Here is a 13,929-nt window from a genome sequence, read left to right on the forward strand (position 1 = left end):
AAGATAACATGATGAAATTTTTATCAATTCACAGTTAGAATATAAAGATTTCACGCGTACTATAGTTTGGAAAAGAGTATGTATATACAAAAACTTCAGAGAATTTCTTACCATTCAAAAATTTTTAAACATTCCTTTGGAAATCTCCCTAAAGAAGTGGTCTATCATCCCCCGTTTCCACCAAAACTTCTCGAAGTTCCTCCAAATTTTCCAAAACAATTCCCGTTCCTCGAGCAACGGCCGTTAATGGATCATCCATAATACGAACTGGAATTTCTGTTTCATTGGCAATAAATACATCAAGATTTCTAATTAAACTACCTCCCCCTGCAAGAATAATACCTCGTTGCATAATGTCAGACAATAATTCTGGCGGTGTTTCTTCTACAATCGTTTTAATCGTATTGACAATAACCCGAAGCGAACGAGAAATTGCCTCTCGAATATGCGAATCATTTATAATCAATTCTTTGGGGATTCCTGTAACTAAATCTCGTCCACGAACAGCAACTTCGATAGGCTCTGCTAAAAGAGTTGCACTTCCTGCGGTAATTTTCACATTTTCAGCAGTACGTTCTCCAATAAGCATATTGTATTCGTCACGCATATACCGAATAATATCCTCATTCATCTCATCACCCGCGATACGAAGTGATCGAGCAGCCACAACACCACCCAGAGAAATAACTGCGATTTCCGAAGTTCCTCCCCCTATATCCACTATCATATTTCCGGATGCTTGAATAACGGGTATTCTTGCACCAATCGCTGCGGCCATTGGCTCATCGATAAGATAGGCTTCGCGCGCACCCGCCATAAGAGTGGCATCAATAACTGCCCGACGTTCTACCTCGGTAACTCCACAAGGAATCCCCACTAATACTCGTGGTCGAGGAACAAGTGAAAAAGACTCTTTATGAACTTTTTCTATAAAATACCGAAGCATTTGATGCGTTATTTCAAAGTCACTTATAACACCATCTACTAATGGACGAGAGGCCACGATATGACTCGGCGTCCTCCCTACCATCTTCTTCGCTTCAGTTCCTATAGCCAAAACCTGTCCTGTTCTTTTGTTAATAGCCACAACAGAAGGCTCATTGATAACTATTCCTTTTCCACGAACATATACCAACGTATTTGCAGTGCCAAGATCAATTCCAATATCTTTGGAAATACTACCAAAAAGAAACCCCGTTGTTTTTCTTGATATCTTTTTTATCGATTCTAACATAATAAGTTTTTCTGTATAATGCTTACTCCTATTATATGGTAAAAAGCTAATAAAAAGCAATTATCGAACTTTCTTCATACTATTCCTAAAATAAAGACAAGAAAAAAGCTCGTTCGAAAAATATTTCATTCGAAGAGCTTTTAAAAAGAGAACGCTATTCTATAACCTTTTTTTGGGATATTTCAATAAAGTTTCAAATGATACATTCTTATCATCAAGATAACGGAACCACTCGAACCAGAGGCGTAAAAAAAGAATTCCGAAATCATACTTACGGGGAAGACTATTTGCCTTTCTTATTCCATTACGAACACCCAAAAGTATATGATGCGTTTTCTCAGGATAAATAAATCCCATAGAACCCATTTCCTGACCCAGATCGTAAAGCTCTTCGGAAGTCATTTCTTCGATTTTTTTACTCATCGTATTTTCCTCTTCGTTTGCAAGGTTTCAAAAGAACACTATCCCCCATCGAAATTAAAGAAATAAAAGAAGAATGTCAAGCTGTTATTGCTTAAAAAAGAAATATTGTTACACTTAAAAAACAAGCAAATAAAAAATTATGACCATCGATATTTTTATAGGATTTTTTACTGGATTCATCTTCTCTTTTTCTCTTGATGTAGAATATTTTCCTTGGATTATGCTTTTTGGAATATTCTCCTCTTTAGCACCAGATATCGATTTTCTTTTTTGGGCATGGAAAAAAAAGTGGCGCATCAACCACTATGCTCATGAACATAGGGATATCTTACATCATCCTCTTTGGTTTTCTTTTGGTGGTGGTTTTCTTCTTTCTTTTTTTCTTCCCTATGAATTCGTTATTGTTTGGATTCTTGCAACACTTTTTCATTTTTTTCATGACACCTTAGATGGTGGTTGGGGTATTCTTTGGCTTCCTTGGCCATTTCCCAAAAAATTAAGAGAAATTTATTTTACGCTTGCACTTTATAGTCCAAAAAAAATAATTCGAGGAAGAAAAGAACAACGAAAAATAGCAAAAGAATATGGAAATAGAGCATGGTTTTCAGAAGAAAAGAAAAATAATAAAAAGTTGAAGATTTTAGTTATTTTCATTCTTCTCTCCCTATTCTTTTTATTCTTTCAAAAATATTTCTTTAATATTTAAAAAACTTGTATTCTTTCAATCCTCTTCTTTTTTACATCCGCAATCCTCACCTTTTCAAATTTTATGAAATAATGAATCCTCTATCCATATATTTCATCATTTTTTAAACTCTCCAATACCGAAAAAATATACTCTTCAATACGTGGAAATTTTCTTTTCAAATACTCTGGAGATGTAACGTGTAGCCGAACAGCCTCAGCAAAGAATTCATCATATTTTATCGTGTCATCTTTATACATACCCGCATATTCAGTTATGTATTCGCTATCCTCTACAAGGTCCTCCCATTTTTTTCGATCATTTTTTAGAACAAGATATTCGTATATATGATGAGCAACTTCATGAGCTACTGTACCCAACTTATACTGTTTCATTTTTTCCTTTTCTGAAAAAATAGAAAGGTATTCGAAACGATTCGGATCTTCCCCATAAAAACTATACAAACGAATTGGGGTAGGAATAAATTTTTTGCTAAATTCTTGATCTGTATTCCAAAAAACAAAAGATTCAGCTCGAAACTTTCTCTCTTTTATTTCTGGCATTTTTGCCTCCCATTCAATATAGCTATCCACAGGAAGTATGTAATCTATCCCCTTTATTTGAATATTCACCGTTTCAGAAAAATATTGAATCTTTGATAGTAAACATTTTTTAAGAAGTTTCTCTCCAAATGAATCAAAAAGAAAATTTTTAAGATCTTTTGTGTCTGGGTCAGAGTCAATGCCTAAAAATTCAATTTCTTTATCTTCATTTTCAACCAATGCCTTATCATAAGATTGAGCTTTCAAGAAAGTTTCTAATAAAGCATATATTTGGGCATTTTTACTTTCATATTGATCGTAAATTTTTTCAAAGTTACAATAAGGCCTTTCTTTTAAAAAATTTATTTTTGTATTTTCATCTCCTTCAAAAAAAGATATAGCTTCTTCTATTTGTTTTTCCGAAACATTTGGCAAAATTTCATTTTCAAATTCTTCTCTATGAAATGCTATTTTTTGTACCAAATTCTCAAGATCAATATCTCTTACTGCATATTCCTTATAATGCTCTTGCGCATACTGAGAAAGATTTTCCATGAAAAGATTTTTTTCTTCCTTTTCATTTCTATATTCACGTCGTAGTTCTTTTCCTCTTTGATATCCTTCTGTCATTCTCTCTTGCTCCCATATTTCTTTTCTTTTTTCTTTGTTCGATTCTTTTCGCAATTCCTGAGAAAGTTCATACCTATATTTTTGAAAATCTAAATTCTCCATATTTTACTATTTATACATATTCGGTTTTTCTCATTTTTCTTTCTCAATAAATTTAGAATAATAATGATCAATATCACGTATCCACTTAGCTGTTGATTCATCGTTTTTATCACACAAACTTCCACATTTCCAAACTACCATATCTTGTGGAGTTTCTTTTTGATATACATATACCAATTCATGAATTCTCTTTCCTACAGCTCGAACAGCCTCTTCAGGACTAGAAAAACAACTATACCCTGAAGAACCTAATGTATTACTCCTATCACGAAAACCCCAATAATTATAACAATCCTTTCCTTCAAAAAGAGGAACTCGTTTTCCCCAGTTACTTTCTTTTTTTGCAATACCTACCAAAAAAGCAGCTGTTTTTTCATCAAAACGTCCTATATAACGACTCATCTTTTCAATAGGATGTCCCTTAGTCATTTCTAAAACTTTTTTCTCTAAGGTTTTATCATAAGGAACAATCCAATCAGGAACTATCGTAGTAGAAAGGATATCAAGCGTTCGATCACCAATTCCCCGAAACAAAAAAGATACAAGAATAAACCAAAAAGTAAATCCCCATAAAAGCCAAAGATAAAGCTTTTTCGGTCTTTTTCTTTGTATGGCGAGATTAGAGGATGTGCTCTTTATTTTTTTCTTTATTTTTGTCTCCCGTTTCATAAAAATCTGTTAAAATTTCCATTTTTGAATAAGAGGTATATATGCATCCAAACGAAATCGTTTCATTTGTAAATATTTTAAAATAAGAAAAAGCCCCCCGAGAACATACACCTTCATCATTTCCCCTTCCCACATACTTGAGTGTATCAAAACAAGAAATAATGTTGGATAAGCAAGGTATTGAATTCGTTTCCAATTTTTTTGAAAAAATTTTATAGACACGTCATTGGATGTGAGCCCCAAAACAATCATCATCAAAAGTGCGATTCCAGCATAGAGAAGATGATTTGTAAATCCAAAAAAATCGCTTGGATTCAGAAGTCGGTATTGATATATAAAACCGATACCGTGAAATAATGAAAACCAAAATACAGCAACTCCTAATTGACGCCTGTAGGTAAGTGCTCGTTTGAGAAATTGTAATGGAACAATGAATGCTATAGGCTTCATAAATAAAATAATGAGCAGTCCAATCTGAGCTATTTGTCCAAACGTACCAAAAACATCCACAGAAGGAAAAAAGATGCTCAAAAACAATCCACCCAAAGGAATTACACCATAGGAAAGAATGTCTAAAACTTTTTTTATTTTCGGAGAAATTCCTATAGGCAAAAGAATTTTTTGAATATACTGTTCCATACTAATTGAAAAAAATAGAGCTTATTCTTATAATAACATAAGATTCATTATTTTTCTTGTTTTCAAATAAGAGATTTCCATGTATCGTAAATAAGGAACATGCTTTAACTCTTATTTGTTAAAGATACTATTAATTTCATTTATTTTACCGCGATGGATTCCAAAATTAAAGAAATTCTCGAAAAAATCGACAAACTCCAAAAATCTTTACAAAAAGAACAGATCCGTCTTTCAAAAAAATATGGATTCTTCATTCAACAAAAGAAAGTTATATTTCTTGAAAAAATCAAAAAAAGAAATAGAACATTCCGCATCCCTGCATGGAAGTATCTTCTACCCAAAAACATACGTCATTTTCTCTCCATTCCCTTCATTTATTCTATGATTATTCCTGCTCTAGTACTTGATATTTTCATAACTATCTATCATCACACAACATTTCCTCTTTATGGTATTCCCAAAGTAAAAAGAAGTGATTTTATTATATATGATCGAAGATTTCTTGATTATCTCAATGTTATCCAAAAAATTCATTGCCTTTATTGTAGCTATCTAAATGGACTCCTTGCCTATTCTATGGAAATAGCAGGGCGAACTGAACGCTACTGGTGTCCAATAAAATCTTCCTATAATAAAAATGTATTTACTCACAATTGGTACAGAGATTTTGCTGACTATGGAGATCCTGAGGATTGGAAGAATAAATTCAATGATCATGAAGTTTTCGAAAAAAAATAGAAAATAGAAAAAATTTTCAAACGATTCTTACCTATAAAGTTTTTTAACTTTATAGGTAATCCTATTCAAAATTAAAAGAGTCGCACATCTTTCGATGGCAACTCTTTTAATTCAAGAAAAAAACATTCTTTTTATTCACTCACAGATGAATCCTTTTTCTCTTTTTTTGATACTTTCTTTCCTTCTTTCTTAATAACTTCTTTCTTAACTTCTTTCTTCTTTGATTCCTTTTTAGGTTCTTCGGTTTCTTTTTGAGAATTTTTTAAACCATTTTCTCTCTTAGTACCAGAAATCATTTCTCCTAAAGATGCTCCTTCTTTCATTTCCTTTTTCTTTGCTTCAGATCCTTTGATCTTATTCTCTAAAAATTCCAATGTTTGAAACAATTGATTTACTTTCAAAATAAGAGCATCCATTTTTGTATTTAAAGCATCTATTTGAAAAGTAACCTTCTCAATTCCATCATTATTATTCTTTCTCTCATTCGAAAAGGAAGGAGAAAAATCTCTTCGAGAAAAATTACCCTGTTCACGATCATCTCGTCCACTTGAATGTTCTCTTCTTGGACGTTCATCTCGTCCATTTGAATATTCTCTTCTTGGGCGTTCATCTCTTCTTTCATGACCTCCAAAATTTTCTTGTTTTTCTCCAAAACACTCACTGCAATATACAGGTTTTTCTCCCGTTGGACGAAAAGGAACCTGACAAGATTTTTGACATTTTGCGCAAGTAGCTCGAAACATTTCTCTTGGACTTTCGTCATGGTTTCGATCAAAGCTGGAGCGCTCTCCTCCTCCAAAACTTGGTCTTCTTGAGCCAAAACCAGATCTTTCTCCTCCTCCAAAGCTTGGTCTTCTCGCTCCAAAGCTAGGTCTTGATGAACCCCCTCTTTCAAATCCTCCACCTCCACCACCTCTTCTTCCTGAAAAACCTCCTGATCTCTTAAAATCACCCATAGAAATATATTACGCTAGCTTTAAATTACGAACTCTTTTCTATTAATAACATAAAACAAAGAAAAAATCAAGTCGATAAAATATCTCCTCTATCTTAAGGGATAAATAAATTAAAAAACAAAGAAATAATCTACAAAACAATAGCGTCTGTTGGACATCGATCTTTCGCCTCCTTCACTAAAATACTCTCAGTATCTTTTTGTGATAATACTTCAGCTTTATGAGAATTTCGATCAAAGAAGAAATTCCTTGGAGCAATTCGAACGCATTTTCCACAACCAATACATTTATTAGAAATAATGTGTAATTTATTTTTATCAGACAAGTTTTCATTATCAATACTATTTTCTTTTTCTTCATCCAGAAGCACTATTTCTTTTTCAGTTTTTATTACATTTTCTTCCTTTTGATTTTCCTTTAGAAAATATCTAGAAAAAACTAAACCCCCAGAAATTAAAACGATAAGAGAGAGCACTCCTTGAGAATACTTTTTTGAAAATTTCATTTCTTTCTATTATTTGATTATTTCTTTTCCTTGCAAAGAATGATACGTAAAAACCACAGATAAACTTTCAAAAAAATATTTCTTCTTAAAATTGATTCCTTCAAAATAAAAAACTACTTTCAACCACATTTAGAAGAAATAAATATTACACATCATTTCCGGAATAAGAAAGATTAAAACTTTTATTAATCAAAGGAAAATCTGGAACAATATTATTAAGACCAGCATCTTTCAGGGCTGACCAGTTTACAAACGAAGGATCTCTCGGTGCAACCCGATTCAGTTGACCTTTAGCATCAGTAGTTACAAAATAAATAATTTCTCCCCGCCAACCTTCTACAGCACTTACGGTTAAGAAATTCTTTTTGCACACAATTTTACCCTTAGCAACAGCATTAATTCGTCCTTCTGGTAATGAATTCAAGGCCTTTTGAATAATTTTTATTGCAACACGTACTTCTTCAATACGAACATGAAATCTCGCATATACATCTCCACTTGTACGAAGCACCATTTTCTTAGGAAAAAGTTCACTATAAGCCGCATAAGGATTATCAATTCGAACATCTTTTGCCAAACCAGCCGCCCTTCCAGCAACACCCATAGCACCACAATCTTTGGCATTTTGGGTCGAGAATATACCGGTATCCTTGAGTCGATTCAATACTGAGGCACTATTTTCAGCAATTTCAATTACTTCAGAAAAATCTTTACTTAAATTTTTCAAATCTTTAGACAATCTTTCTTTTTCTTTCTTATCAATATCTTTCGTTACTCCTCCAATAATATTAACATTCCGAAGAAATCGACTTTTAGTAATTCTTTCGTTCATTCGCATAACAATTTCTCGTAATCGAGCTCCTTGTGCTCCTCCGAAATTAAAACCAACATCTGTCATAATAGCGCCGATATCGCCAAGATGATTGGCTAGCCTTTCCATTTCAGCATAAATAACTCGAAGATAAAGTCCACGTTTTGGAACATCTGTACTACTCAACGTTTCCAATGCCTGACAAAATGCAAGACTATGACTGAAAGAACTATCGCCAGAAATTTTTTCCGATAGTTTCACACCTTCTTCAAAAGAAAGTTTTTCGAATAATTTTTCACTTCCTTTGTGCGTAAATCCGAGACGTGGTTCCAATGAAACAATACGCTCTCCAGCAACGCTAAAACGAAAATGGCCAGGCTCAATAATACCCGCATGAATAGGTCCAACAGGAATTTCATAGATGCCCTCTCCTTTCACTTCATAAAAATCATACGTTCCTTTTGCCTCTGCTGGTTTCGTGTTCAATTCAAAATCTTTTCTTAAAGGAAAAACATCTTCTGGCCAATTTTCATGCAATATCAATGGCCTAGAATCATAAATATCTACAGACTTAAGACCAAAAAATGTCTGTATTTTTCTCTCGTAATTCAAAGCCTCATGAACAATAAGAGCAATTGAAGGGAATTCTGTTGTGTCTTTTAAACTAAGAAAAGGTATAATATAAGCATTTTCTTGAGGTAAGCCGAAAATATACCAAATTTTAAAACAACCATTTTCTTTTCTTTCATCAGTTGCTGTAATAAGTTTCAAAGAGAAATTTTTATTGTGATACAAATCCTGAACAAAATCTTTTATCTCTGTAACGGAAATTTCAAAAACTCCGATAGTATCAAAAATTTCAAGTTTTGCCTTCTTAGGAATAATTTCTTGTATTTTTTCTTTAATCATATCAGTAACATTTTAACAGCATCGTTAATTAACGTTGATAAAAATAATGGCATATAAAAACTCAAAAGAATAAAAATGCCCATAAGAATACAAGGAGGAATGATTAACCAAATACTTTCATTCTTTCTTTCAGCCCCCACTAGCTTTTTACCAAAAACCATAACGCTCACATGCTTGAAAAATCCAATAAACAAAATAGCCATAAGAAGTAAGGCGAAAATACTTACGAAAGGATGTGTTTCTATGCCTTGGGAAAGAATGATCATTTTACTGAAAAATACACCTAGTGGCGGAGCACCTGTAATAGCAAAAAAGCCTAGTAAAAAAACAACGCTCGTAACAGGTAGTGTACTCAAAATTCCCCTAATATTAGGAATTTTTGTGGAACCATAGGTAAGAAATATTGTTCCGGCAGAAAGAAACAATGTTGATTTGAGCAAAGAATGGTAAATCATATGAAAAATAGCACCGAGAGCACCTATGCCCCCGAGTCCAAAACCGAGAGCCATAATACCCATATTTTCAATACTTGAATAAGCAAGTAGTCGTTTGTAGTTTTTTTGGGTCAAAATAACTAACGTAGCAATAAGAATTGAAAGTAAACCGAAAATAATTAATAAATTTTGAGTAAAATTTTCATTGACAGCTATATCAGTAATAACTTTAAATCGCAAAACAATAACCAATGCCACATTCAACAAAACACCTGAAAGTAAAGCGCTGATTGGCGCAGGAGCCTTGCTGTGTGCATCTGGCAACCACGTATGCATTGGCGCTAAACCAACCTTCGTTCCATAGCCAATTAATACAAATATAAAAGCAATTTTTGCAATCAAAGGATCAAGTTGTGTTGCATTTTCCGTAAGAGATTCCCAACTTATAAATCCATTTTCATTTGCCGAATGTGTGGAAGTAAAATATAAAAGAGTTCCCAAGAAACCAAGAAGTAGTCCGACAGAATTAATAATCAGATATTTCCAAGCCGCCTCGATAGCAGATGGTTTATTATAAAAACTAATAAGAAATGCCGTAGAAAGTGTCGTGGCTTCAATAGAAATCCAAGCAAATATAGGGTTATTAGCAGAAATTGCCAATACCATAGCTATCAAAAAAAGATTTAATAAAACAAAATATTGCCTTACTCGAGTGAATCCAACTGCTTTTTTTTCGGTTTCTTTTCGTAGATAGGGAATAGAATATATAACTACAACAAATCCTACACAAGAAATTAAAAGTAATAAAATAGCACCCAAAGCGTCTACAGAAAAAATTGAAAACGAAGAATATTTTCCAGAAAGACTCACCTTTAAGGCAATATTTATTGACTCTACAAAAACAATAAAAGAAGAAATAACCGAAGTTAACTCAATGATGATTCGGTTCTTTGTTAAAAGCCCTACACCCGCACTGATACATAAGAAAATGAAAATAAATAATAATTCCATATTGTTAATCTTTTAAACTCTTCATAGAAGTTATATCAAGTGAACCAAAATGCTTATGTATCATAGAAACAAAAACCGTAGTAATAACAAGCCAAATAAAAATATCAAATATAATACCCAATTGAAACATTAATGATTGCTCCAGATTAGCAAAAATCGCAAAGGCAACAATGCTATTTTCAAAAGAAAGAATACCAATAATTTGCGAGAGAACACCTTTTCGATTAATAATCAAAAAAAGTGAAACGAAAATTGAAGAAAGTGCCAAAGCTAATAATGTCTGATTTGCAGGAAGAATTTCAGTCAGAGGAGAAAACTTTTGAGAATGAGCGATGAAAGTTAATATAGCGATAACCATCAAAGTTAAAGGGGTATTTAAATACGTACTTGCAGAAAAAGTCAGTTCGTATTTTTGAATTAATTTTATAAAAAATAATGAAGCAACAATAACCTTAACAATCAGCACAAGTAAAGCAATAAAAAGCAAAGAAATATCACCTGTTTCAAAAAAATAACCCAAAAAAAGTATCGTTGTAATTATCAAAGATTGAAGACCATATGCCAAAGAAGCTCCTAAATTCTTTTTTGCAATATGTAAAAACACAATAGTGCCGAAGAAAAATATCCCCAAGGAAAGTTGTAAAGTCAAAATACTCATAATCGATAAATGAGGCCAAGTGCCACGACATTAAGAATAAAAGAGGTTAGCAAAAGATCAGGTAATCGAAAAAATCGAAACTTCGCCATACTTGATTCGATAAGAGCTATAAAGAAGCAGAAAATTCCTATTTTTATCATAAAAACAATAATTCCTATGGCGATAGCCGATATTTCCGCACTTTGCGCTAAGCCAACGGGGAAGAACAAATTCGCCCCTAATGCAAAAAAAATCAAAAGTTTATTAGAAGAAGCCCATTCCATAAGAGCGAGTCTCTTTCCTGAATATTCCAAAATCATAGCCTCATGGACCATTGTTAGCTCTAAGTGTGTAGCTGGATTATCAAATGGAAATCGTGATGTTTCAGCAAGAAGAATAATAAAAAATCCACTAAAAACAAAAAAGACGGAAAGAAAATCTTTTCCTTGCGCAAATATATCAGAACTAGAAATGGCAAATACATCCGTTGTGCCACTTATGATAGCTATTACCAAAAGAGAAAAAACAAAACCTCCTTCTGCTAATGCAGAAAGAGTCATTTCTCGGCTAGAACCAAATCCTCCGAAAGCGCTTCCCGTATCCATACCAGAAAGTGCCAAAAAAAATGTTCCGATAGCCAAAGTATAAATAATAATAAGAATATCCCCAGTCAATTTATTTTCAAAAAATGATCCAAATAAAGGAATACTCATACCCACAACAAGAGTTGCTGTGAATATAATAAATGGAGCATAACAAAAAATCCAAGAAGCATCTGTGCTTATAACTTCATCTTTATGAAGAAGTTTCCATAGATCTCTGTAAGGCTGAAAAATACTTGCACCCCTTCTGTTTTGAAGTATTGCCTTTATCTTTCTTATAATGCCCACACATAAAGGCGATACGAGAGGTACAAAAAGAATTTGAATAATCCAAATAAAGATAGTCATAATTAGAGTATTATAAATAAAGCTACTATTAAGGCAATAAGTATATAGAGAATGTAGACGCTAATATTTCCACTCTGAATATTTTTTGCTCGCAATGAAATCTTCATGAGCAAATCACGCAATGGTTGATAAAAATAAGATTGATTAATATCTCGAACGCCCAAAGTGACAGCTTTTGATTTTGGTAAATATCTTGTTTCAGAATCATGATATTCAATTTCATGTTGAATGGTTGGTTTCAATATACCCTTGAAGATAAGAATGATAGATTGAGCGAAACCCGTAGCTGTTATTTCCATGCGTGGCTTTAAATCAGTTCCGCAATCCCAAGTAAGACCCGTCTCTGTTTTTTGTTCTTTATATATGAGATATCGAACGACACCCACAACAAAAAGAATAGTGATGCCAAAAATTAGAAAAAATACAAGTCCTGAAACGGAAGCAAAGCCATTTCCCACAAGTATTGTTTGATTTTCTGACAAAGAAACAGCAGAAGATGTTGTTTTGAAAATATCAAGACTTTTTCCTATTTTTTCAAGAAAAAACGTTATCTTTCCAGAAAATATTCCAAATAAAAGAGATAATACTGCCAATGAACCCATTCCAAAAAGAAGGAAAAATGAAGATTCCTTCGTATGAAAAATTTCTTCACTTCTTGGTCTAGCTAAAAATGTCACTCCAAAGGCCTTTACAAAACAAGCAAGTGCCAATCCCCCAGTAAATGCAAGTGATCCCACCGCAATCATAAAAATCCATTTTGCGGAAGAACTTAACATCATAATCCCCTGAAATAATGATTGAAATGTTAACCATTCACTAAAAAATCCATTAAATGGAGGTAGCGCGGATATAGCCATCGATCCGATCAAAAAGAAAAATGCTGTTTGGGGCATATATTTTATTAAACCACCATATTCTTCCATGTTTCTTGTGTGCGTCTGGCTAATAACCGATCCCGCGCTCAAAAAAAGTAAAGATTTGAAAATAGCATGATTTGCGATATGAAAAAGAGTTGCTGTTAAGCCAAGAAGAGCGAGTGAAGGAAAATGTAATGAAGAGAAAACAAGAGCACTCCCAAGACCAAGAAGAATAATCCCAATGTTTTCAATACTGTGATACGCCAAAAGTCTTTTTATATCATGTTCAGCAAGTGCATACAAAACACCAAGAAGAGAAGATACAGCTCCAATAATAAGAATGGCAAGTCCCCACCATACTGGAACAGGTTGAAGAATGTCCAAAAATAATCGAATCATCATAAAAATACCTGTTTTGATCATCACGCCCGACATCAAAGCAGAGATATGAGAAGGTGCTGCAGGGTGAGCAGCTGGAAGCCAAATGTGAAATGGAACAATACCAGCCTTCGTACCAAATCCAATTATGGCACAAAGAAAAATAATATCTTTCACAAAAAGCGGGACAGCTACAGAACCCAATTTCATGGCTTCAAAATCAAATGATCCCGTAAATTTATACAACAACAAAAAAGAAATCAAAATAAAAGCTGTTCCAATATGAGTCATAACCAAATACAAAAAACCAGCTTTTACATTATTTTCATCTTTATGGTCATACACAACAAGAAAATAGGAAGCGATCGACATAATTTCCCAAGCAATAAGGAAAAAAATAGCATTCGAAGCAGTTACTACAAAAATCATTCCCAAAATAAATAGATGAGAAAAAAATCCCAAAGCTCCGATGCTATATTTTTTATAGAAATGTTTTATATACCCAATACCATAAAAAGAACAAAAAAGCGTAATCAAAGAAATGATAAAAATAAAGAATGCGGAAAGCATGTCAATACGAAAGGACAATGAAAAGAAAGAAAGTGGTGCTGTCCACAAAATAAAAGACAAGGAATTTCCAGAAGAAATCATAAAACCAGAAAAAACCAATCCCCAAAGAGATCCTCCTATAGCAAAAAAACTATTCCAAATATTCGCCAAAACATCATCTTTTTTTACAAGTAAAGAACCCAATGCTCCAACAAAGAAAAGAAGTATCAAAAAAGAAAAACTGATCGGGGATGTAATAATTTCCACCAT

Annotated in this window: 14 protein-coding genes; 2 read left to right on the forward strand and 12 right to left on the reverse strand. The window is 33.1% G+C overall.

Annotated features, from left to right (window positions below):
- Window positions 1–148: 148 nt before the first annotated feature.
- Window positions 149–1,234, reverse strand: a complete 1,086-nt coding sequence (locus IPN70_00090) for a rod shape-determining protein (protein ID QQS61323.1) — start codon at window positions 1,232–1,234, stop codon at window positions 149–151.
- A 159-nt stretch (window positions 1,235–1,393) separates the two neighbouring features.
- Window positions 1,394–1,657: a hypothetical protein gene (locus IPN70_00095; protein ID QQS61324.1), complete on the reverse strand. Its 264-nt coding sequence runs from the start codon at window positions 1,655–1,657 to the stop codon at window positions 1,394–1,396.
- Between the two features lie 139 nt (window positions 1,658–1,796).
- Here IPN70_00095 and IPN70_00100 point away from each other — a divergent pair, with 139 nt between their 5' ends.
- Window positions 1,797–2,363: a metal-dependent hydrolase gene (locus IPN70_00100; GenBank protein QQS61325.1), complete on the forward strand. Its 567-nt coding sequence runs from the start codon at window positions 1,797–1,799 to the stop codon at window positions 2,361–2,363.
- An 80-nt stretch (window positions 2,364–2,443) separates the two neighbouring features.
- Here the strand turns inward: IPN70_00100 and IPN70_00105 are convergent, their stop codons facing one another.
- From IPN70_00105 to IPN70_00115, 3 genes are read right to left on the reverse strand one after another with little or no spacing between them, the layout of a single operon-like run.
- Window positions 2,444–3,616 (reverse strand): hypothetical protein, encoded by a 1,173-nt coding sequence (locus IPN70_00105; protein QQS61326.1) that lies wholly within the window; start codon window positions 3,614–3,616, stop codon window positions 2,444–2,446.
- Window positions 3,617–3,646: 30 nt separating this feature from the next.
- The gene (locus IPN70_00110) at window positions 3,647–4,285 is read right to left on the reverse strand and encodes a glucosaminidase domain-containing protein (protein QQS61327.1); all 639 of its coding nucleotides are present in this window, start codon (window positions 4,283–4,285) and stop codon (window positions 3,647–3,649) included.
- Window positions 4,286–4,294: 9 nt separating this feature from the next.
- Window positions 4,295–4,924, reverse strand: coding sequence for a ferric reductase-like transmembrane domain-containing protein (locus IPN70_00115; GenBank protein QQS61328.1), 630 nt, complete (start codon window positions 4,922–4,924; stop codon window positions 4,295–4,297).
- A 153-nt stretch (window positions 4,925–5,077) separates the two neighbouring features.
- On the opposite strand from IPN70_00115, the gene IPN70_00120 reads away from it, so the two are divergent.
- The gene (locus IPN70_00120; protein QQS61329.1) at window positions 5,078–5,662 is read left to right on the forward strand and encodes a hypothetical protein; all 585 of its coding nucleotides are present in this window, start codon (window positions 5,078–5,080) and stop codon (window positions 5,660–5,662) included.
- A 131-nt stretch (window positions 5,663–5,793) separates the two neighbouring features.
- On the opposite strand, the gene IPN70_00125 is transcribed toward IPN70_00120, so the two are convergent.
- The 7 genes from IPN70_00125 to IPN70_00155 all read right to left on the reverse strand — a co-directional run bounded on the left by IPN70_00125 (window position 5,794) and on the right by IPN70_00155 (window position 13,929).
- Window positions 5,794–6,618, reverse strand: a complete 825-nt coding sequence (locus IPN70_00125) for a hypothetical protein (protein ID QQS61330.1) — start codon at window positions 6,616–6,618, stop codon at window positions 5,794–5,796.
- A 130-nt stretch (window positions 6,619–6,748) separates the two neighbouring features.
- Entirely contained in the window at window positions 6,749–7,123 is a 375-nt protein-coding gene (locus IPN70_00130; GenBank protein QQS61331.1) for a ferredoxin, read from the reverse strand.
- 145 nt (window positions 7,124–7,268) lie between these two features.
- Entirely contained in the window at window positions 7,269–8,843 is a 1,575-nt protein-coding gene (locus tag IPN70_00135) for an NADH-quinone oxidoreductase subunit C (GenBank protein QQS61332.1), read from the reverse strand.
- The gene (locus IPN70_00140; GenBank protein ID QQS61333.1) at window positions 8,840–10,288 is read right to left on the reverse strand and encodes a hydrogenase 4 subunit F; all 1,449 of its coding nucleotides are present in this window, start codon (window positions 10,286–10,288) and stop codon (window positions 8,840–8,842) included. Before IPN70_00140 ends, IPN70_00135 begins: the two co-directional genes overlap by 4 nt.
- Window positions 10,289–10,292: 4 nt before the next feature.
- On the reverse strand, window positions 10,293–10,946 hold the full coding sequence (locus IPN70_00145) for a hypothetical protein (protein ID QQS61334.1): 654 nt from the start codon (window positions 10,944–10,946) through the stop codon (window positions 10,293–10,295).
- On the reverse strand, window positions 10,943–11,875 hold the full coding sequence (locus IPN70_00150; GenBank protein QQS61335.1) for an NADH-quinone oxidoreductase subunit H: 933 nt from the start codon (window positions 11,873–11,875) through the stop codon (window positions 10,943–10,945). Before IPN70_00150 ends, IPN70_00145 begins: the two co-directional genes overlap by 4 nt.
- Before the next feature lie 2 nt (window positions 11,876–11,877).
- Complete coding sequence (locus IPN70_00155; GenBank protein ID QQS61336.1) at window positions 11,878–13,929, reverse strand: hydrogenase 4 subunit B; 2,052 nt, start codon at window positions 13,927–13,929, stop codon at window positions 11,878–11,880.

Source organism: Candidatus Moraniibacteriota bacterium, assembly GCA_016699795.1.
GTDB lineage: Bacteria > Patescibacteriota > Minisyncoccia > Moranbacterales.

Excerpts from the sequence above, each read along its gene's own strand:
- IPN70_00100 (QQS61325.1), top strand. The coding sequence starts at position 1,797 with ATGACCATCGATATTTTTATAGGATTTTTTACTGGATTCATCTTCTCT.
- IPN70_00135 (QQS61332.1), bottom strand. The coding sequence starts at position 8,843 with ATGATTAAAGAAAAAATACAAGAAATTATTCCTAAGAAGGCAAAACTT.
- IPN70_00155 (QQS61336.1), bottom strand. The coding sequence starts at position 13,929 with ATGGTGGAAATTATTACATCCCCGATCAGTTTTTCTTTTTTGATACTT.
- IPN70_00125 (QQS61330.1), bottom strand. The coding sequence starts at position 6,618 with ATGGGTGATTTTAAGAGATCAGGAGGTTTTTCAGGAAGAAGAGGTGGT.
- IPN70_00110 (QQS61327.1), bottom strand. The coding sequence starts at position 4,285 with ATGAAACGGGAGACAAAAATAAAGAAAAAAATAAAGAGCACATCCTCT.
- IPN70_00105 (QQS61326.1), bottom strand. The coding sequence starts at position 3,616 with ATGGAGAATTTAGATTTTCAAAAATATAGGTATGAACTTTCTCAGGAA.
- IPN70_00115 (QQS61328.1), bottom strand. The coding sequence starts at position 4,924 with ATGGAACAGTATATTCAAAAAATTCTTTTGCCTATAGGAATTTCTCCG.
- IPN70_00090 (QQS61323.1), bottom strand. The coding sequence starts at position 1,234 with ATGTTAGAATCGATAAAAAAGATATCAAGAAAAACAACGGGGTTTCTT.
- IPN70_00120 (QQS61329.1), top strand. The coding sequence starts at position 5,078 with ATGGATTCCAAAATTAAAGAAATTCTCGAAAAAATCGACAAACTCCAA.
- IPN70_00140 (QQS61333.1), bottom strand. The coding sequence starts at position 10,288 with ATGGAATTATTATTTATTTTCATTTTCTTATGTATCAGTGCGGGTGTA.
- IPN70_00150 (QQS61335.1), bottom strand. The coding sequence starts at position 11,875 with ATGACTATCTTTATTTGGATTATTCAAATTCTTTTTGTACCTCTCGTA.
- IPN70_00130 (QQS61331.1), bottom strand. The coding sequence starts at position 7,123 with ATGAAATTTTCAAAAAAGTATTCTCAAGGAGTGCTCTCTCTTATCGTT.
- IPN70_00095 (QQS61324.1), bottom strand. The coding sequence starts at position 1,657 with ATGAGTAAAAAAATCGAAGAAATGACTTCCGAAGAGCTTTACGATCTG.
- IPN70_00145 (QQS61334.1), bottom strand. The coding sequence starts at position 10,946 with ATGAGTATTTTGACTTTACAACTTTCCTTGGGGATATTTTTCTTCGGC.